Annotated in this window: 18 protein-coding genes; 15 read left to right on the plus strand and 3 right to left on the minus strand. The window is 43.8% G+C overall.

Translation table 11 applies throughout. The features are described 5' to 3' along the window. Positions 1 to 183 precede the first annotated feature (183 nt). Positions 184 to 552, minus strand: a complete 369-nt coding sequence (locus KH180_RS09730; RefSeq protein WP_290759745.1) for a VOC family protein — start codon at positions 550 to 552, stop codon at positions 184 to 186. 122 nt (positions 553 to 674) lie between these two features. On the opposite strand from KH180_RS09730, the gene KH180_RS09735 reads away from it, so the two are divergent. The 10 genes from KH180_RS09735 to KH180_RS09780 all read left to right on the plus strand — a co-directional run bounded on the left by KH180_RS09735 (position 675) and on the right by KH180_RS09780 (position 10,691). Continuing rightward, complete coding sequence (locus KH180_RS09735) at positions 675 to 2,180, plus strand: L,D-transpeptidase family protein (protein WP_290759747.1); 1,506 nt, start codon at positions 675 to 677, stop codon at positions 2,178 to 2,180. A gap of 187 nt (positions 2,181 to 2,367) precedes the next feature. Next, complete coding sequence (gene leuS / locus KH180_RS09740) at positions 2,368 to 4,779, plus strand: leucine--tRNA ligase (RefSeq protein ID WP_290759749.1); 2,412 nt, start codon at positions 2,368 to 2,370, stop codon at positions 4,777 to 4,779. 88 nt (positions 4,780 to 4,867) lie between these two features. Next, positions 4,868 to 5,638 carry a Cof-type HAD-IIB family hydrolase gene (locus KH180_RS09745; protein ID WP_290759751.1) on the plus strand — a complete coding sequence of 257 codons (771 nt, stop codon included), beginning with the start codon at positions 4,868 to 4,870 and terminating at the stop codon, positions 5,636 to 5,638. Positions 5,639 to 5,827: 189 nt separating this feature from the next. Next, positions 5,828 to 6,301, plus strand: coding sequence for a helix-turn-helix domain-containing protein (locus KH180_RS09750; protein ID WP_290759754.1), 474 nt, complete (start codon positions 5,828 to 5,830; stop codon positions 6,299 to 6,301). Between the two features lie 76 nt (positions 6,302 to 6,377). Beyond that, a complete protein-coding gene (locus tag KH180_RS09755) occupies positions 6,378 to 6,935 on the plus strand; it encodes a TetR/AcrR family transcriptional regulator (RefSeq protein ID WP_290759756.1) in 558 nt (185 codons plus the stop codon). Between the two features lie 99 nt (positions 6,936 to 7,034). Continuing rightward, positions 7,035 to 7,505: a hypothetical protein gene (locus KH180_RS09760; RefSeq protein WP_290759758.1), complete on the plus strand. Its 471-nt coding sequence runs from the start codon at positions 7,035 to 7,037 to the stop codon at positions 7,503 to 7,505. After that, positions 7,493 to 8,149, plus strand: coding sequence for a hypothetical protein (locus tag KH180_RS09765; protein WP_290759760.1), 657 nt, complete (start codon positions 7,493 to 7,495; stop codon positions 8,147 to 8,149). Before KH180_RS09760 ends, KH180_RS09765 begins: the two co-directional genes overlap by 13 nt. Positions 8,150 to 8,210: 61 nt before the next feature. Next, a complete protein-coding gene (locus tag KH180_RS09770) occupies positions 8,211 to 8,921 on the plus strand; it encodes an acyl-[acyl-carrier-protein] thioesterase (protein WP_290759762.1) in 711 nt (236 codons plus the stop codon). A 22-nt stretch (positions 8,922 to 8,943) separates the two neighbouring features. Beyond that, entirely contained in the window at positions 8,944 to 10,245 is a 1,302-nt protein-coding gene (locus KH180_RS09775) for an HD-GYP domain-containing protein (RefSeq protein WP_290759765.1), read from the plus strand. Continuing rightward, a complete protein-coding gene (locus KH180_RS09780) occupies positions 10,242 to 10,691 on the plus strand; it encodes a YaiI/YqxD family protein (protein ID WP_290759767.1) in 450 nt (149 codons plus the stop codon). Before KH180_RS09775 ends, KH180_RS09780 begins: the two co-directional genes overlap by 4 nt. A 123-nt stretch (positions 10,692 to 10,814) precedes the next feature. Here the strand turns inward: KH180_RS09780 and KH180_RS09785 are convergent, their stop codons facing one another. Continuing rightward, complete coding sequence (locus KH180_RS09785) at positions 10,815 to 13,301, minus strand: hypothetical protein (protein ID WP_290759769.1); 2,487 nt, start codon at positions 13,299 to 13,301, stop codon at positions 10,815 to 10,817. Positions 13,302 to 13,439: 138 nt separating this feature from the next. On the opposite strand from KH180_RS09785, the gene KH180_RS09790 reads away from it, so the two are divergent. Together KH180_RS09790 and KH180_RS09795 are read left to right on the plus strand one after the other, a co-directional pair. Further along, complete coding sequence (locus tag KH180_RS09790; protein WP_290759771.1) at positions 13,440 to 13,727, plus strand: ArsR/SmtB family transcription factor; 288 nt, start codon at positions 13,440 to 13,442, stop codon at positions 13,725 to 13,727. 100 nt (positions 13,728 to 13,827) lie between these two features. Next, a complete protein-coding gene (locus tag KH180_RS09795) occupies positions 13,828 to 14,835 on the plus strand; it encodes a permease (protein WP_442859915.1) in 1,008 nt (335 codons plus the stop codon). Positions 14,836 to 14,855: 20 nt separating this feature from the next. On the opposite strand, the gene KH180_RS09800 is transcribed toward KH180_RS09795, so the two are convergent. Then, entirely contained in the window at positions 14,856 to 15,719 is an 864-nt protein-coding gene (locus tag KH180_RS09800) for an AraC family transcriptional regulator (RefSeq protein WP_290759775.1), read from the minus strand. Positions 15,720 to 15,905: 186 nt separating this feature from the next. Between KH180_RS09800 and KH180_RS09805 the strand changes: the two genes are divergently transcribed. The 3 genes from KH180_RS09805 (at position 15,906) to KH180_RS09815 (ending at position 19,441) form a co-directional block, all read left to right on the plus strand. Beyond that, positions 15,906 to 18,149: an excinuclease ABC subunit UvrA gene (locus tag KH180_RS09805; protein ID WP_290759777.1), complete on the plus strand. Its 2,244-nt coding sequence runs from the start codon at positions 15,906 to 15,908 to the stop codon at positions 18,147 to 18,149. Between the two features lie 49 nt (positions 18,150 to 18,198). Next, entirely contained in the window at positions 18,199 to 18,450 is a 252-nt protein-coding gene (locus tag KH180_RS09810) for a DUF3781 domain-containing protein (RefSeq protein WP_290759779.1), read from the plus strand. 124 nt (positions 18,451 to 18,574) lie between these two features. Then, complete coding sequence (locus KH180_RS09815) at positions 18,575 to 19,441, plus strand: AraC family transcriptional regulator (protein WP_290759781.1); 867 nt, start codon at positions 18,575 to 18,577, stop codon at positions 19,439 to 19,441. The last annotated feature ends 2 nt before the right edge of the window (positions 19,442 to 19,443 follow it).

Consider the following 19,443-nt stretch of genomic DNA (forward strand, 5'->3'; position numbering starts at 1 on the left):
GTCAGCGAGTTCCGAACGGGCCGCCGGAGAGACTTTGCTGAAAGTTAGAAAATCTTACATTCCTGAGACAGCAAGCCGGAGAACTGGTCAAAATGTCATAGATTAGAAATCATCAAAATAAAGAGAAGCCTTTCCGTAAGACAGGCTTCCCTTTATTTATAAGTATAATTATTGTACCATGCATCAGTTTTTGCTTGGAATGATTTCAATCCAGTAGCCGTCAGGATCACTGATAAAATAAATTCCCATTTCAGGATTTTCAAAGCAGATGCATCCCATCTCTTCGTGGCGTTTGTGGAGGGCTTCCATGTCATCGGTCTCCAGTGCCAGATGGAATTCTACCTCGCCCAGGTCGTAAGGTTCTGTTCGGTCCTTTAACCAGGTAAGCTCCAATGAAAAACCAGTGGTCTTATCTCCCAGGAATACAAGCTTGAAGCTGCCGTCAGATGCGGACTTTTCCCGTACCGGTTCCAGGTCCAGTGCTTTTTTATAGAAGTCAAGGCTTTTGTCCAAGTCTAATACGTTAAAGTTAAAATGATTAAATGCGATCATAATATCCTCCTTGATATTTTACAATTTTCTTAAATTTATCATAACATACTTTTTGCTATTTACAAGTATAAATAAGAGTGGATATAATGGTAGGGTATTGAGAAAAGACGAAAGGGGTAATTATGAAGCAGCAAGTAAACAGGTTAAAGAAGTTCACAGCAGTCCTTTTGATGCTGTCTTTTCTGATCGGGGCAGGAATCGGTCCGGCAGAGACAAAGAGCGTCAGTGCGGCACAGACAAAATATTGGATTAAGGTAAATAAGCAGGCGAATGTAGCCACTGTATATAAGCTTACCAAAGGAAAGTATAAACCGGTGAAGGCATTTTTAGTATCCTGCGGAGGATCAAATACTCCGTCAGGAACCTATTATACTCCGGCCAAATACCGCTGGCAGACTCTGATGGGTCCAAGCTACGGCCAATATTGTACAAGGATCCATGGAGGGATTTTATTCCACTCTGTATGGTACTACAGCCACAGCAAGGCAAGTCAGTCCACAGTCCAGTATAATAAGCTTGGACAGACTGCATCCCATGGCTGTGTCCGTTTAAGTGTGGCAGATGCCAAATGGATCTATGACAACTGTCAGCTTGGGACAAAAGTCACCATCTACAGCAGCAAGAATCCTGGACCGTTGGGCAAACCAAAAGGAATCAAGGTTTCCACATCCAGAAAGATGTACTGGGATCCTACCGATCCGGATAAGAACAATCCTTACCGCAAGGTAAAACCGACCATCAAAGTTTCTTCCAAGAAGAAAAAGTCAGTGGAATACGGCAAATCCTACAGTGTGAAGTCCTATGTGACAGCAAAGGATAATGTGACTAAGAAGAGTCTGACCAGCAAGGTGAAGTATTCTGTCACAAAGTATAATACTAAGAAGAAAAAGTATACCAAAGCAAAATTCAGCACCAAATCTTTAGGTACATATAAGATTAAGTATTCTGTTAAATCTGCACTTGGAAAGAGCACCAGCAAGACCATCACAGTAAAAGTAGTGGATACACTGGCACCGGTAATTTCCAATGCGGCAAATAAAACAGTTTCGATCAATACAAAAAATGCAGTCTTTAAGACTACAGCTAAGATGAGAAGCGGCAAGAGCAGGACCACAGCTATGACAGTTTCCATCACAAAGCCAGGAGAAAAGAAAGCAACATCCATGTCCTACTCTAAGGCAAAAGCTTATGTATTTAACAAAGCCGGAACTTACACTGTGAAGTACACAGTAAAGAACAGCAATAAACCTTACAGGGCAGCATCTAAGACTGTAAAGGTTACGGTAAAAGGATACAAGGATGCCGAGATCAAAATAAATCCGGAGACGTTTACAATGACGGTAACGGACGATAAACTTGATGAAGCAAAGAAAGTACTTCAGCAGGAAATTTTAAAAGCTGTTACGATCAAAGACAATGGTACATCTGTCAAGGCCGATAAAGCGTCAGTTGATATGTCTAAGATTAAAAACGCAGACGGCACATATGATGTGACGATCAGTTACACAGGTAAAAATGGAAAGAAAGTTTCCAAGACAGTAACGGTCGAAGTTGTTACTAAAAAAACACCTGATCCAACTGAAATACCGTCTTCGACAGAAACAATGAAAACAACACAACAAAACTAATGAAACTAGAAAAGGCTGCTCACTTCATATTATTTACTGAGGTGTGCGGCCTTTTTCTTATGGATAGGACCGCAGAAATATTGACATCAAACGGGTATATGATAAAATAAATAAGTTAATAAGTATATATTAGTTTATTTTATATATTGAAAATAGATCAGAGATACAGTTTAGGAGGAAGAAAATTATGGCAGTACCTTATAATCATAAGGCAATCGAACAGAAGTGGAGGAAACACTGGGAAGAACAGCCGGTCAATGTAAATGACGGCAAAAAGCCAAAATATTATTGTCTGGATATGTTCCCGTATCCGTCAGGAAGCGGACTTCATGTAGGACACTGGAGAGGTTATGTAATCAGCGACGTATGGAGCCGTTATAAGATGCTGAACGGTTACTATGTAATCCATCCTATGGGATGGGATGCCTTTGGGCTGCCGGCAGAAAACTATGCGATCAAGATGGGAGTCCATCCAAAAGAGTCAACAGCTAAGAACATTGAGAATATCAAACGCCAGATCGGTGAAATCGCAGCTGTCTATGACTGGGACATGGAGGTCAACACAACGGATCCCGAGTTCTATAAATGGACCCAATGGATCTTTGTACAGATGTTTAAAAAGGGACTGGCCTATGAAAAACAGATGCCGATCAACTGGTGTCCTTCCTGCAAGACCGGACTTGCCAACGAAGAAGTAGTCAATGGAAAATGCGAGCGCTGCGGTGCAGATGTGACAAAGAAGAATTTAAGACAGTGGATGTTAAAGATCACAGAATATGCAGACCGCCTTCTGGGAGATTTGGATAAGCTGGACTGGCCTGAGAAGGTTAAAAAGATGCAGGCAGAGTGGATCGGAAAGAGCCACGGTGCAGAAGTTGACTTTAAATTAGAGGGCAGCGATGAGGCAATCACGGTTTACACTACAAGACCGGATACTCTTCACGGGGCAACCTTTATGGTACTGGCGCCGGAGCATAAGCTGGCAGCCGGGCTTGCCACAGATGAGACAAGGGAAGCGGTGGAAGAATACATTTACCAGGCATCTCTGAAATCTTCGGTAGACCGCCTGCAGGATAAAGAGAAGACCGGTGTGTTTACCGGAAGCTATGCGGTCAATCCGATTAACGGCAAAAAAGTGCCGGTCTGGCTGTCCGATTATGTTCTTGCAGATTACGGTACGGGGGCTATCATGTGTGTTCCTGCCCACGATGACCGTGACTTTGAATTTGCCTCAAAATTTGATATTCCGATCGTACAGGTTATTGCAAAAGACGGAAAAGAAATTGAAAATATGACAGAAGCATACACAGAGGCAGCCGGAACAATGATTAATTCTGGTGACTGGAATGGCATGGAATCTTCTGTATTAAAAGAGGAAGCTCCGGAGATCATCGAAAAGATGGGCGTGGGCAAAAAGACGACCAACTATAAGCTGAGAGACTGGGTATTCAGCCGCCAGCGCTATTGGGGAGAACCGATTCCGATCGTTCACTGCCCTGACTGCGGTGCCGTTCCGGTGCCGGAAGAAGAACTTCCGCTGACACTTCCGGAAGTAGAAAAATATGAGCCTACAGGAACAGGAGAATCTCCGCTTGCAGATATTGATGAGTGGGTCAATACAACCTGTCCGGTATGCGGAAAACCGGCAAAAAGAGAGACAAACACCATGCCGCAGTGGGCAGGGTCCTCCTGGTATTTCCTGCGCTATATTGACAGCAAGAACAGTGAAGAACTGGTGTCAAAAGAAAAAGCAGACAAATATCTTCCGGTTGACATGTATATCGGCGGTGTAGAGCACGCAGTGCTTCACCTTCTGTATTCCAGGTTCTATACCAAGTTCTTATACGATATCGGAGCAGTAGACTTTGATGAGCCGTTCCATAAGCTGTTTAACCAGGGTATGATCACCGGAAAGAACGGAATTAAAATGAGCAAGTCAAAAGGAAATGTAGTTTCTCCGGACGACCTGGTAAGGGATTATGGATGTGATTCCCTCAGAATGTATGAGCTGTTCGTAGGACCGCCTGAGTTAGATGCAGAGTGGGATGAGCGGGGAATTGACGGTGTGCGCCGTTTCTTAAGCCGTTTCTACAATGTTGTCCTGGATCAGAAAGATAAAGACGTGAAAGAGACAAAGGATCTTTTGAAGGTGCGCAACCGCCTTGTATATGATGTGACAAGCCGGCTTGAGAAGTTCAGCCTGAATACAGTAGTCAGCGGGTTCATGGAATACAATAATAAACTCAATGATATGGCTAAAAAGGGCGGAGTTGACAAGAAAACACTGGAAACGTTCATTGTTCTGTTGGCACCGTTTGCGCCTCATATTGCAGAGGAGCTTTGGAGTGAGTTAGGACATACAGACAGTGTATTTGCGCAGGAATGGCCGGCATACGATGAAGCATATTTAAAAGATGATGAAGTTGAGATTGCCGTACAGATCAACGGTAAAGCGAGAACAACGATCACCATCGGAGCAGACGATGCAAAAGAAGCAGTCATTGAAAAAGCAAAAGAAGCTTTAGGAGATAAATTGAACAAAACGGTCGTAAAAGAGATTTATGTTCCGGGAAGAATCGTAAATATTGTACAGAAATAATTGAGAGTAATCTCATAAAATGGCGCAGGTAGTGGAAACATTATCTGCGTTATTTTTACACTTGCATATAAAAGAAAGAGGGAAATCAATGGTAAAAGCAGTTTTTTTTGATCTTGACGGCACGCTGATCTCCAGCACAACCGGGGAGATTCCCCAAAGTGCCAGAAAAGCAATAGATCAGCTGAGAATGAACCAAATCAAGATATTTACAGCCACAGGCAGACACATGTCAGAGATGCAGGAGCTGCCTGTTGAGGAAATACCGTTTGATGGGCATATAACTTTAAATGGACAGCTTTGCCTGGACAGCCGGAGAGAAGTGTTTTACAGTGAACCCATCAGCGAGAGGGATGTAAAACAGATGCTTGGTTTATTTGAAGAGCGGAGCCTGCCTGTGATGCTGGTCGAAAAGGACAGGATGTATATTAATTATATTGACGAAAAGGTTGAAAAAGCACAGGAGGCGATCAAGACACCGATTCCGGAGATTGGATTTTACTCCGGAGAACCTATCTATCAGTTTATTCTGTATTCTGACGAAAGAATGGCAGAGAAAATAACGGCAGGGCTTGATGACTGTAAAATGAGCAGATGGAATCCATATGCTGTTGATATTATTGCAAAAAACGGAGGAAAAGTTGCTGGTATACAGCAGATCCTGAAAGACTGCCGCATTGGCCAAAATGAGATTATGGCATTTGGAGACGGTGAAAATGATATGGATATGCTCCGTTATGCAGAAATCGGGATCGCAATGGGGAATGCAGAAAAAAAGGTAAAGGATTGTGCAGATTTTGTAACAGAGCATGTGGATGCCGACGGAGTAGAAAAAGCGCTGAAATATTATAAAGTCATTTAATTTATATCTTTAAATAAGGGTAAAAAGCCAATAAATTTCTGATTCGCTGTTTGTGAGGAATACAAAATTATTCTCTCCTGTTATTATAATACTACCTTGTTGTACAACACACGCCCATCCGAAGGAGGCTTTTTCAGAGCCGACAGGAGACAGTGGGAAAGAATTGGATGAAAAAGGAGGGGATTGATTTTGGATCAGAAGAAAATAGGAGAGTTCATAGCCCTGCTGCGGAAAGAGCGGGGAATTACACAGGCGGAATTAGGTGAGAAAATCGGAGTGACAAATAAAACAATTTCCCGGTGGGAAAATGGAAATTATATGCCGGATATATCAACAATGATGAGTTTATGCAATGAATTTAAGATCAATATGAATGAGCTGCTCAGCGGGCAGAGGCTTGATAACGATGAGTTTCGGGTGAAGGCAGATGACAATGTGATTGATTCTCTCAAAAGAGAAAAAAACGTATGGAAGAAAAAGAAACTCATGGATTTTTTAGAGGGCGGGGGTACAGGCATTTTAGTATCTATTATCTTTTCTCCGAATACACCCCGCAGGACAGCTGTGTTTATCATTGGGCTGGTGATGCTGTGTGCGGGCAGATATTACAGGTCAAAGTATGAGCAGTATATCCTTCAAAGAACAGAGGATAAAAACAGTTAGGCTGACGGCAGGTATGTTGACATACCTGCCGGTTTCTATTATAATGAACGTTGTTCATTATAGGAAGGAGTATTTCATGAAGAAAGCAGTGACTTCCAGGGAAGCTATCCTGGCAGCCAGCCGGAAGCTTGTGATGGAGAGTGGACTTCAGGCGGTCAACATGCGGACAGTTGCATCTGCCTGTGGTGTGGCAGTAGGTTCTGTATATAACTATTTTTCGTCCAAAACGGAGTTATTGACGGCTACTGTTGAAGAGGTCTGGAAAGAAATATTTCATATGTCCGAACATTCATCGCAGTTTGCGGATTTCGCAGACAGTGCTGCATGGCTGTTTGAAAGGATACAGGATGGTTCCAGAAAGTATCCCGGATTTTTCACTCTGCATTCAATGAGTTTTGCAGCCGGGGAAAAAGAACAGGGGCGCCGGATGATGGAGCAGTATTTTGGACATATAAAGCAGGAACTTCTCCATGTACTGGACAATGACCACAAAATAAAGCCGGATGTTTTTAATGAAAATTTGACCCGGGAGAGTTTTATAGATTTTGTTTTTATGAATGTGACTTCTCTTATGCTGGAAAAGAAACGGGACTGCCGTTCTCTTTTAGAAATCATAAGACGGATTCTTTATTAAGTGCCTGCCGTTTTGGCAGGTAATTTAAGAATATAAAATGAACGTTGTTCATTAAAATAATACCAGGGTCAAGATTACAAAAATTATAAAGGAGGAAATATGAAAGTACAGAAAAAACAATTACTTTTAGCAGCAGGTATTGTATGGGGACTGGCAGGAATCAATATTTTAAGAATCGGCATCATAGCATATAAACAGAATTGGTCTATTTTGAATGGATTTATTTCAGCATTGGTGTTCGCAGTTTTTCAGATTATGGTGTTTGGAAAACTAGTCAGAAAACATACAGCCCGTATTATAAATTATGAAGAAGAAAAACAATTTCTATTTAAATTTTTTGATTTGAAATCTTTTTGTATTATGGGCTTTATGATGACCTTTGGAATCGGGATCAGAATGTCCGGTATCTGGCCTGAATCCTGGATTGCAGTGTTTTATACCGGATTGGGAACAGCCTTGTTTTTGGCAGGAATGGCATTTGCCGCCCAATATATAAAAATACAAAATGGAGCACGGAATTGTGCGCAGGCAAAGAACCGGCAGGAGAGGAGAAAAGAATGCAGGCAGTGATGGAAACAATTTTTGATATTCTATATCTTACAACAGTGATTACCATTGGAATTATTATGATTAGAAAAGGAAGGAACAATAGACAGTACAGAGTTTTTGGAATTATGGCGGTGATTCTCGGAGCCGGAGATTCGTTTCATCTGGTTCCGAGAGCCGTGGCCTTGTGTACTACAGGACTTGAGAATTATACAGCGGCATTGGGAATCGGGAAACTGGTCACTTCCATAACGATGACTCTTTTTTATATTCTGCTTTATCATATTTGGAGAATGCGCTATAAGGTAAAGGATAAAAAGTACCTGACAGTGGCCGTCTATATTTTAGCCATTCTGAGGATCGCTTTATGTCTGTTTCCCCAAAATCAGTGGATGAGTGCCCAGGCACCGCTTGAATGGGGGATTTACCGCAATATTCCGTTTGCGGCAATGGGGCTGCTTATCATCATTTTATTTTTTCAGAAGACCAGAAACGGAAAGGACCGGCCGTTTGGCTGTATGTGGCTTACGATTACGCTGAGCTTTGCTTTTTATATCCCGGTTGTTCTGCTGGCAGACAGATTTCCGGCGGCAGGCATGCTGATGATACCAAAGACATGTGCCTATGTCTGGACGGTTTTGATCGGATTCTTTGATATGAAAAATTGATACATCTCCATACTTATGCTACACTTATCAGGACAGATTTTGTAGAGGTAAAGGAGCAGATATGTATACATTTGAGGGCAGAGTAAGATATAGTGAAGTAGATGCAGAAGGAAAGCTGCCGGTCCCGGGCATTGTTGATTATTTTCAGGACTGCAGCGTATTCCAGTCAGAAGATTTAGGGGTAGGGGTGCGCTATCTGGCATCAAAGAACAGAGCGTGGGTGCTGAATTCATGGCAGATTATCATTGAACGTTTCCCGTTGGAGGGAGATTTGGTAAGAACCAGTACCTGGGCGTCAGGATTTGAGCGGCTGTTCGGCCTGAGAAATTTTACAATGAAAGACGAAAATGATGGGATGCTGGCCTATGCCAACTCTTATTGGGTCTATATGGACTTGGAGTCAGGAAGACCGGTAAAAGCTTCTCCGGAAGAAGTTGCAGTTTATGCTCCGGAACCTAGACTGGCTATGGAATATGAGCCCAGGAAGATAAAACTTCCCCAAGACTGGCAGGAGAAGGATCCGGTGAGAGTACCCAAATCCTGGATTGACAGTAACCATCACGTCAATAACAGCCAATATGTAAGGCAGGCGTGGAATCAGCTGCCTCTCTGCACAAAGATTCGTCAGGTCAGGGTAGAATATAAGAATGCCGCAAAATTGGGCGATTTAATGATACCCCGCATTTCCGGGGGAGAGGAACGGATTGTAGCGGAATTGTGTGACGAAAGCAGAGATCCCTATGCGGTCGTGGAGTTTAAACTGGAGAAATAACGTATTAGAAAACGGAGGATATATGTTACAGTACAATACAAGCTTCATTGATAATAAGGCGGTCATAGGCATTCTCCGCCGTGCATGCAGCCACGTGGATAAGCGGCTGATTGACCACGGAATAAGGGTATCTTATATTGTTTCCTGTTTTTTGCGTGATGTGCCCGGCATTCATTCTGTGAAACTCCGTGATCTGTGTTTTCTTGCTGCGCTTCATGATATCGGTGCATATAAAACAGAAGAAATTGACCGCATGGTACAGTTTGAAACGGAAAATGTATGGGAGCATTCAGTATACGGCTATTTGTTTATCAAATATTTTACGCCTCTTTCATCATTTGCACCGGCTGTTCTTTATCACCATACACCTTGGAGTGAGCTGAAGGAACAGGATGATATCTCCGCTGAATTAAAATATATTGCACAGTTGATCTATATTTCTGACCGTCTGGATATCTGGATGAATTCAGAGCACAGGTCTTTTTCTGATTTTATCCGGATTATTTCCGGTGAGCGCGGGACCCGTTTTGAATCCTCTCTGGTAGATGCTCTGGCAGATATGCAGTTTGCATCTTTTACTGCTGAACAAGCAGAACGTGATCCGGCTTTTATACATATGCAGTCAGAGATTGCTTTCAGCCATGAGGAAATCCTTGCCTATCTTAAGACAATTATCTACTCTATGGATTTCCGAAGCATACATACGGTTACACATACCATTACCACCACGAGTATTTCCAATGAACTTGCAGAACTGATGCGGCTTACGCCTGCTTACCGGAACCAGATCGTCTTCGGAGCTTTGCTGCACGATTTGGGGAAGATCGGAATTCCGGTTGAAATACTGGAGTATCCGGGAAGACTCAGCCCCCAGGCAATGGCAGTTATGCGTACTCATGTGGATATCACAGCAGAAATTTTTGAGGATGATATTCCTGAGACGATCCAGAGGATTGCCCTGCGGCATCATGAAAAGCTGGACGGTTCGGGGTATCCGCGGGGACTGTCGGCAAAAGATCTGACTATCGGTGAACGGATTGTGGCTATGGCAGATATTGTGAGTGCTCTTGCGGGTACCCGCAGTTATAAAAAGGCATATGGCAGGGAACGTATTATTTCTATTATCAGTGAAATGAGCCAGAGCGGCCTGATAGATTCCGGGCTGGTTGACCTTATGACCACCAACTACGACCAGATTATGGGGAAGACAGCGGTTCACTGTAAGCCGGTCATGGATATTTACCGGAAGCTTCGGAGAGAATATACGGAGACCTATGCCCGGTGTTCAGCTGGCCGCAATATAGAAAAGAGGAAAAAACTGTGAGAATACTTGTCGATGCAGATGCCTGCCCGGTGGTAGAAATTGTGGAACGGGAGGCAAAACGAAAGGATGCCGGCGTTATTTTATTTTGCGATACCAGCCATATCCTCCGGACAGAGTACAGCGAAGTGAAGGTCATAGAGGCCGGAAAGGATGCAGTTGATTTTGCATTGGTTAATCAATGTAAAAAAGGGGATATTGTTGTAACACAGGATTACGGCGTGGCAGCTATGATACTTGGAAAGGGAGCTTACGGGATTCATCAGAGCGGCAGATGGTATACCGAGAATAATATGGATCAGCTTTTGCTGGAACGGCATATGGCAAAAAAGGCCCGGACAGGAAAGGGGAAGCGCCATTTAAGAGGTCCGTCAAAGCGGACCAAAGAAGATAATGAGAGATTTGCACAATCCCTAAAGAAACTGCTTGAAGCTGTAATTAATTCTTAAATAGACGAAACCGTCAAATTTATCGTGCAAAGTTGTCAGGATCTCAGAGAGTGGATGCCTGACAACTTTGTTTAGTTATGATGCTGAGCTTAGAAATGAAAAGGTGCCTGAAACTGCATATGTTCAGCAGCGAGTATAGAAAAGCTTCAGAACATTTTCGCCCTCACACAAATTCAGATGATAAGGCTGCGCGCATACGAATTTCCAGCAGGGGATGGAGCAGATATGCCGGCATGCAGATATGACAGAGCATGCATTTACGTCTGTAATGAGTTTGTCGGGGCAGATGCGCTGTCCTGTGCATTTATTCAGGTATTGAACTGTATAGTATGCTGTACCGTCGTGAACCATGACTTCAGCGTTATCATACAGATAACCCTCTTCGAGCTTCAGTATGGCATAGTCCCGTACAGTTCCGTCTCCGCATTTTGTTTTATAATCCAAAGTGAATTCAGCAGTGCCCAGAGCAGGCAGTGTGAAGTTTTCTGCCAGTACCTGTACATTTTGGCTGGATAATGCCTCAGAAATGGATTCGGCCCCTCTGACATCATACAGCAAAGGAAACTGAACAGGAGCATTGGTGTGATTCGTCACAACAAACCGGCAACAGACAGTCTGGCATGCTGTTATATCAATAGATTTATAAACAGCGTTTTCTTTGGAACTGCCCACAAATTTCTCTATCGTATAATCTGAATTGCAGGAAATGACCGGAGTTGGAAAACGCAGAGTGCGGATTGGATTATCATATGTGAGTTTGGAAGTTCCTGCATCAAGATGGTTCGGTTCCAGGAAGGCAGCAAGGGTTTCTTTGTCATAATTTGTATGAAGATGTGTGCCGTGAGCGGATCCTTTATTGGTGATTTGGTATTTCAGCTGTATCCGCAGCTGACTATCCGGAGATGCAGGCAGATATGGCAGAATTCCCAGATCTGCAGTGATAACTCCATTCTGAACAGCCGTATCGTTTAGATCGGGCAGCAGTGCCGGCTTTTTGTAAACTGTAAAGTCAGGATCTGACGGATCTGTGATATCAGGTGCATTAATAGATTTTAGTTTCAGAGAATCTTGGATACCGGTGATACGGAGGGAACCGGCAACATAATCAAACAGTGCCGTGTTGATGGAATCGGTGATGGTAATTTTAAGCCCGCCGGTCAGAATAAGAAGATTTCTTACCAGACGTTCCAGTTCTTCTATGATAGGATGCTCAGGATCGTTCTCTGTGGCTTCATGCAGGTAGGTTCCGGTTGTGGCGATAGTACGCATAATATTAAGAATATCATCGCGGGTATAAGGGCCCGGTGTCTGGGCATCTATTTCAATTCCCAGTACGAAAAGGGAGGCATTGCCGTCAGCTGGTTCCTTAATTTTCTGTGCCGTCTCATATGCACGCTGCAGAGCCAGAATCAGTTCTTCAGAAGTCGCGGAGCGGCTTGCTGTCTCAGCAATCAGGCTTGGCTGGGTCTGCAGAAGATATAAAAAATATTTCCAGGGCCCACCGGGCACATCCGGAAAGAAATCACTGTCGGTACTGCCCGGCCGGGCGTACACATCAGGGTACTGCGGATTGACAGAACGGTTCGCCTGTCCGTCGGTTATGAGTATCACTGCCCGCCGCAGAATATCGTCAGACTGGGCAAATCCAGGTGTTTTAAAAAATGTATAGGCCTGATTCAGGCCTGCCTCCGTATTGGTGTCTTCCCCATAGGGGATGGCCCAGATCATATTGTCAAGGATGGTGTTATTCTCATAGCCGGTATCGTTCATACTGTAGGGAAGCTGGGCGCCGGTTAACGGAGTTCCTGCTGCAACTGCAGTGATAAAGTTGCCGGTGTATGCTGCAGGATCCTGGCTGTATACTGTGCTGAGGTAATTCTCAAGAACCGTATCCGGCTTCGGAGAGCCATCTTCATTATAAATATCCGAGAACTGAATTTTATAGTAGTTATAATAGTTATACAGGCTTCGTTCTGCACTGGCTGCAATAGGGGCAGACTGTGCCATATAGGAAGGAATATCTGTTGCAGATACATAAGATCCATTGCGGTATCCAAGAATCTGGCCGATCAGGTTTCCGCTTGTAGTTGAACGCCGCCAGGTGAAAAGAGTTCCAAGATAGTCGTAGGAAAAGCCTCCGGTGCTCTCCGGGATATAAGCGTCCCGGGCAAAGGGAATAATGGTAACTTTTGTATCTCTGTTCTGCTGCCAGAGCAGCTGAATCGTCTGAATCAGCGCTCTCTTGGCCTGTGCCATTTTACGGCTCATAGATGACATCATACTGGCAGTGACATCCAGTACAAATACTACGTCCAGAGAGTGGGGCGGATAGTAGGAGAAGACAAGAGGGTTTGCTTCGATATCGAGTGTAACGGTTGAAGTACAGCCGTCTGTGGCTCCTTTAGAAATACGGAGACGGTCATTAAAATGAAGAATGCCGCCGGATCCATTGTCATAGGCTGCATCATAAACGGCTGTGGTCTGGGATGTAATCCAGTAGTCCGGATTAAGAGGATCATCTGTAGTGCGAAGGATATCATATCCTCCTATAGAGACAGGGTTCTGTTTGCCGGGACCCTGATAAAGGCATGGGGTTTTATCAATTAACATAAGGTACCTCCGATTAATATGCGTTACATTAATGTATGATCCAATCAGAAACTGTGTGATACAGCAGCTGTTGACAGAAGGAGTGTTATACGTTATGATATTCATATCAAAATAATTTGATGTGATGAGGTGATGATTATGATTGATTTTTCAAAAGACGCTGATATATTTAAGGCTCTTTGTGATGAAAAGAGATTAGCTATTTTAAATCATTTGAAAAGCGGTGAAAAGTGTGCATGTGTTTTAATAGAATATATGGATATAGGACAGTCTGCTTTATCTTATCATATGAAAATACTTTGCAGATCCGGAATTGTGACAAGCAGGCAGGAGGGCAAATGGACTTATTACAGCCTGAATCAAGCAGGAAGCCAGCATGCTTCAAAACGCCTCTTGGAATTGACAACGCCAGATATGAAAGCATAGCCGGATATTATATATAGAAGTCATCTGCGGATGGCTTTTATAAAAACCTTACACATCAAAAAAAGTTGATATGAAAAAGAGCAAAGGAGTTTTTGTGAGAATGGTAAATAAAATATGGTTGTTTTTTCAGGACCAAGTATTAGGAATGGTGTGGTTAAATAGATTGATCGGAAATGTATTATCTATGATTGGGATAGATGTGAACAGCCGGTTAGGCGGAAGTGTTCAGTTTTTTATTTATGATGTAATTAAGATTACCGTTTTATTATGTTTTTTAATTTTCTTTATCTCATATATACAAAGTTACTTTCCGCCGGAGAGAAGCAGGAAGATATTAGGCCGGTTTCATGGGATAGGTGCAAACATGATATCGGCATTGCTGGGAACCGTGACACCTTTTTGTTCATGTTCATCTATTCCGTTATTTATGGGGTTTACACGCAGCGGACTGCCTTTAGGTGTGACATTTTCATTCCTTATATCATCTCCTATGGTTGATTTGGGAAGTCTTGTCCTGCTTATGAGCATCTTTGGAACAAAAATTGCCGTTGCCTATGTTCTTGTCGGTTTAGTGATTGCGGTCATCGGCGGAGCACTGATCGAAAAGATGCATATGGAACAGTATGTGGAAGATTTTACGAATAGTGAAGGCTGCGCAGGTACTTGTTCAGCTGTACTCACCAGAAAAGACAGAATACAGTTTGCGAAAGAACAGGTTTGCCAAACCTTTAAAAAGGTATTTCCTTACATTTTGGCAGGTGTAGGAATTGGAGCAGCAATTCATAATTGGATACCGCACAGCTGGACAGAGACTGTCTTAGGAAGCAATAACCCATTTGGTGTTGTGCTGGCTGTGATGATCGGTGTTCCCATGTATGCAGACATTTTTGGAACAATTCCGGTTGCCGAAGCACTGCTTGCAAAAGGGGCACAGCTGGGCACGATCCTTTCTTTTATGATGGCTGTCACAACGTTAAGTTTACCGTCTCTGATCATGTTAAAGAAAGCAGTGAAGCCCAAACTGTTGGCATTGTTTTTTGCCGTCTGTATAAGCGGAATTATTTTGGTGGGTTATATGTTTAACATTGTCCATGGATTCTTAATTTAATAATCCGATCTTAACAATCCTTATTTTATAGCAATAAATATTTTAACTTCGTTGTCAGGGTCGTCAACTGAACATACCTTCCGTTCGTATAACTCAAAGTCATCACGGCTGTCCAATTCTTCTTTTGCAGAGGGCAGCCATGTCCCATAAATGTACTGATAGGATATTAAGAGCTTTGACAGTGAGCCGCGGTGAGTAAATACAGCATATTTTCCCGGACTTAATATTTTTTGTTCCAGTGTTTGAGGCAGGTTTTTAAAATTGCTGACAGGGCTTCCGACAAGAACTGAAAACTCTGTGTCGCCTTCTTTTGTATAAGTGGTCTGGGAAGTTTCGCAGATGCAGTATCCTGTGCCGGATGCCGCAAAGAGTTCCTGGTGAAGGCATAGATATTGTTCCCATAATCCGGGGAGCCGATTGTCTGAAATAGAGGTTATACCCCGGAGACCGGCAACTTTGGTTTCTTCCAGCATGCATACTTCCGGAGTATGTGAGATGTTGTTGGCAACATGGCATATATCTTTGGGGGACAGTGCTCTTTTGGCCTGTACGACCAGATTAAGTCCTGCTTTCCGGTAATCTAAAGGGCTGCGGCCGAACGCTGACTTAAAAGCTCTGCTGAACGCCTCGGATGATTCAAAACCACAGTCCAGTGCAATATCCATGATCTTCTTTTCTGAATGAAGCAGGCTTTCTGACGCCTTATAGAGCCGACGCCGATTGATATAACGGCCTGCCGGCTCGCCTAATACAGAAGAAAACAGCCGTGTCATATGATAGTATGAGTAGCCGGTTTCCCTTGACACATCACTTAATCCAATGTCTTCATTCAAATGTTCTTCAATATATCTGACTGCTTTTTCTAAGGGAGAAAAATGTTTCAAGCAGGCACCTCCTTTGCTGCAACCATTATACCATACCCGGAGGGCGCACATACTGGAATATGAAGCCAGCAGGTTAATCTGCACCAGAACAGACATATAACTCAGCAAAAAGTATCATGCAGAGGACCCGGTTTACAGATATACTGGACGAAAGAAGTGCATAGAAAAGAAACGAGGTATGAACAGATGACAGATATCATTGTACAGGGACTGACCCAAAACAATTTAAAACATGTTTCATTCAGGATTCCGAAGGAGAAGATTACGGTCTTTACCGGTGTATCCGGATCAGGAAAATCCAGTATCGTATTTGATACGATCGCCGCAGAATCACAGCGGCAGATGAATGCAACCTACCCGGCGTTTGTGAGATCAAGGCTTATGAAGTATCCGAAACCGGCGGCGGAACGGATTGATAATCTGACAGCCTCTGTGGTAGTGGATCAGTCGCCGCTTGGCGGGAATACCCGTTCAACCGTAGGAACCATCAGCGGATTGTACTCCAGTCTGCGGCTGCTGTTTTCAAGAATAGGGAAGCCATATGCAGGCACGGCATCTTACTTTTCTTTTAATGATCCGAACGGGATGTGCAAAACCTGTTCCGGCCTTGGAAAAGTTACAAAGATTGATATAGAAGCTGTGATAGAATTTGACAAATCATGGAACGAAGGATGTATAAAAGATTCTCTTTTCCGCCGGGGCTCCTGGTATTGGAAACAGTATGCCAATTCCGGACTGTTTGATCTTGACAAGCCCATTAAGGATTATTCCAAAGAAGAATACAATCTTCTGCTGTATGGCTTCAGGGATGGAAAGGGCAGTCCGGAGAATCCAAAAGTAACCGGGATATATCATAAATATGCGAAGACTCTTTTAAACCGTGATATCAGCAGCAAAAGCAAACATACAAAGGAAAAGTCACAAAATCTGGTCATGGAGAAGGAATGTACAGACTGTCACGGAAAACGGCTGAATAAAACAGCCTTGAACTGCAAAATAAATGGATATTCTATTGCAGATATGTGTGAGATGGAACTGACTCAGCTCAGGGAGGTTCTGTCCCGGATAACGGATCAGACAGTAGGAGTGCTGGTTCAGACACTTATAGAGGGACTGGACAGGATGATAGAGATCGGTCTTTCTTATCTTCATTTGAACCGTGAAACTCCGTCGCTGTCCGGTGGGGAAGCACAGAGGCTTAAGTTAGTCCGGTACATGGGCAGCAGTCTGACCGGTTTGACTTATATCTTTGATGAGCCAAGTTCCGGAATGCATCCCCGGGATGTCTGCCGTATGAACAGTCTGCTCATGCAGCTTCGGGACAAAGGCAATACAGTCCTGGTGGTAGAACATGATAAGGATGTGATCTCCATTGCTGATTATGTGATTGACGTGGGACCGCAGGCAGGGCAAAACGGCGGAGAAATTGTTTTCGCCGGCAGCTGGCAGGACCTTTTGAAGTCAGACACTTTAACGGGAAAAGCCATGTGCCGGTCTTTGCCGATTAAGGAAGAACTGCGTCTTCCTTCAGGAAGCCTCCCAATCCGGGGAGCCTGTCTGCACAATTTAAAAAATATTGACGTTGACATTCCTCTGGGAATTATGACTGTTGTGACCGGAGTGGCAGGCTCGGGAAAAAGTACACTTATTTCTGAGGTATTTGCCAAACAATATGAGGAAGATATTGTGATGGTTGACCAGGGGCCGATCACGGCAACCAACCGGTCCACTCCGGCATCCTATCTGGGATTTTTTGATGCGGTCCGCAGACTGCTGGCAAAAGAGAGCGGGAAATCGGACAGCCTGTTCAGTTTTAATTCTGCAGGTGCCTGTCCGGTATGCGGCGGAAAGGGAGTGATCGTGACCGAGCTGGCCTTCATGGACCCGATCATTACGGAATGTGAGGCATGCGGCGGTATGAGATATAATGAAGAGGCACTGGCCTGTACTTATAAAGGGAAGAACATCGTGGATCTGCTGAGGCTGACGGCTTCGCAGGCTTTGGAAGTGTTCGAGGATCCGGAGATCACGAAACGGCTGAACGTAATGCAGCAGGTGGGGTTATCCTATCTGACACTGGGACAGCCGCTCAGCACGCTGTCCGGCGGAGAGCGGCAGAGAATCAAGCTGGCCAGGAATCTGGGAAAAAAGGGCAGTATTATCATCATGGATGAACCAACCACAGGGCTTCACATGTCTGATATTAAAAACCTGTTAAAATTATTTGATATGCTTGTGCTGAGAGGAAACACTCTTGTAGTGATCGAACACAGCCTGGACGTGATGAAGCAGGCGGACTGGATCATTGATATCGGACCCGACGGAGGAAAACATGGAGGAGAAGTGGTGTTTGAAGGAACACCGGCAGATATGATAAAAAGTGCAGAAACGCTTACAGCGGACAGCCTTCGGGCATCGTGTTCCCAATAAGGCAGGAACAGAATAAATGGAAAAGAAACGCAGGAGTACAGATATAGTAATGAATGAATTTAATGAATTAACAGCAAATTTGGATCGAATCCATACGACAGATTTAGGCGCTGTCAGGATAAAACGGAACCTTTCTCTGGATACAGATGATGCAGCAGAGTGGTGCAAAGCTAAAATTATCTCACCTGGTGCCGTAATTACGAGAAGAGGAAAAAACTGGTACATAAAAGCAGATGGCTGTATTATTACGGTAAATGCATACAGCTATACAATTATCACCGCACATAAGGAAAAGCAATAAGGCAGATCATTTTCGGGGAGAAAGATTTGGCAGAAAATCTATCCGAATAGTACCTGAAAAGAGAGGAATCATTCTTTTATATGGATTATAATGACGTAGTGAAATAAAGAAAGGAAGGAGAAGCATGGAATGGAATGAAAAACTGCAGATGATCGTCGATTATGTAGAACATCATCTCCAGAGAATACAGGAACCTATTGATCCAGACGAAATATTGAAGATCGCCGGGTGCTCTTTTGGTTTTTTTCAAAAGGTATTTTCTTATATGAACGGCATCAGCTTTTCAGAGTATGTCCGCTCCAGAAAACTGACGTTAGCCGGATATGACTTGAAAAGTACAGGGCGGAAAGTGGTTGATGTGAGTTATCAGTACGGATATGATTCTCCTACTTCCTTCACAAAAGCTTTTCAGCAATTTCATGGCATTTCACCGAAAGAAGCCCGGATCAGGAATGCGAAGCTTCAGATTGTGCCGAAGCTGCAGGTTTCAGCAAAACAGCAATATTCCTGGAGACTGGAGCAAAAACCGGCCTTCCGTCTCATTGGAAAGAGCATCCGGTTTTCCTGTGGGAGTGAGGAACAGTCTTCGAAAATATTAGAATTTTGGAGTGACTGTCAGAGAAACGGTGTTTTTTCTGAGCTGGTCTCTATGGACAAAGGAGAACCCCGCGGCCTGTTTGGACTGTTTCATAATTATGATGAAAGCAGAAACGAAATGGATTATTCGATCATGGCGGCAGCAGACCGGGAAGTGCCGGAAGGATACGCTGAAGCTGTGCTGCCCGGGGCTTCATGGGCGGTGTTTGACTTAAAAGGTGCTGTGCCTCAGTCTATACAAAACGGATGGAAGTATCTCAGGGAGGAGTGGCTGGTGAATTATCCGTTCCGGCATGCAAAATGCCCGGAGCTTGAGTGGTACAGCAGCGGCAATGTATATGATAAGGACTATTTGAGCCAGATATGGATACCGGTCATAGACACGGAACAGTAAAA

The sequence above is a fragment of the Anaerostipes sp. genome, from assembly GCF_018381315.1.
In the GTDB taxonomy this organism is placed as follows: Bacteria; Bacillota; Clostridia; order Lachnospirales; family Lachnospiraceae; genus Anaerostipes.

Excerpts from the sequence above, each read along its gene's own strand:
- KH180_RS09730 (WP_290759745.1), bottom strand. The coding sequence starts at position 552 with ATGATCGCATTTAATCATTTTAACTTTAACGTATTAGACTTGGACAAA.
- KH180_RS09735 (WP_290759747.1), top strand. The coding sequence starts at position 675 with ATGAAGCAGCAAGTAAACAGGTTAAAGAAGTTCACAGCAGTCCTTTTG.
- leuS (WP_290759749.1), top strand. The coding sequence starts at position 2,368 with ATGGCAGTACCTTATAATCATAAGGCAATCGAACAGAAGTGGAGGAAA.
- KH180_RS09745 (WP_290759751.1), top strand. The coding sequence starts at position 4,868 with ATGGTAAAAGCAGTTTTTTTTGATCTTGACGGCACGCTGATCTCCAGC.
- KH180_RS09755 (WP_290759756.1), top strand. The coding sequence starts at position 6,378 with ATGAAGAAAGCAGTGACTTCCAGGGAAGCTATCCTGGCAGCCAGCCGG.
- KH180_RS09760 (WP_290759758.1), top strand. The coding sequence starts at position 7,035 with ATGAAAGTACAGAAAAAACAATTACTTTTAGCAGCAGGTATTGTATGG.
- KH180_RS09765 (WP_290759760.1), top strand. The coding sequence starts at position 7,493 with ATGCAGGCAGTGATGGAAACAATTTTTGATATTCTATATCTTACAACA.
- KH180_RS09770 (WP_290759762.1), top strand. The coding sequence starts at position 8,211 with ATGTATACATTTGAGGGCAGAGTAAGATATAGTGAAGTAGATGCAGAA.
- KH180_RS09775 (WP_290759765.1), top strand. The coding sequence starts at position 8,944 with ATGTTACAGTACAATACAAGCTTCATTGATAATAAGGCGGTCATAGGC.
- KH180_RS09785 (WP_290759769.1), bottom strand. The coding sequence starts at position 13,301 with ATGTTAATTGATAAAACCCCATGCCTTTATCAGGGTCCCGGCAAACAG.
- KH180_RS09790 (WP_290759771.1), top strand. The coding sequence starts at position 13,440 with ATGATTGATTTTTCAAAAGACGCTGATATATTTAAGGCTCTTTGTGAT.
- KH180_RS09795 (WP_442859915.1), top strand. The coding sequence starts at position 13,828 with ATGGTAAATAAAATATGGTTGTTTTTTCAGGACCAAGTATTAGGAATG.
- KH180_RS09805 (WP_290759777.1), top strand. The coding sequence starts at position 15,906 with ATGACAGATATCATTGTACAGGGACTGACCCAAAACAATTTAAAACAT.
- KH180_RS09810 (WP_290759779.1), top strand. The coding sequence starts at position 18,199 with ATGAATGAATTTAATGAATTAACAGCAAATTTGGATCGAATCCATACG.
- KH180_RS09815 (WP_290759781.1), top strand. The coding sequence starts at position 18,575 with ATGGAATGGAATGAAAAACTGCAGATGATCGTCGATTATGTAGAACAT.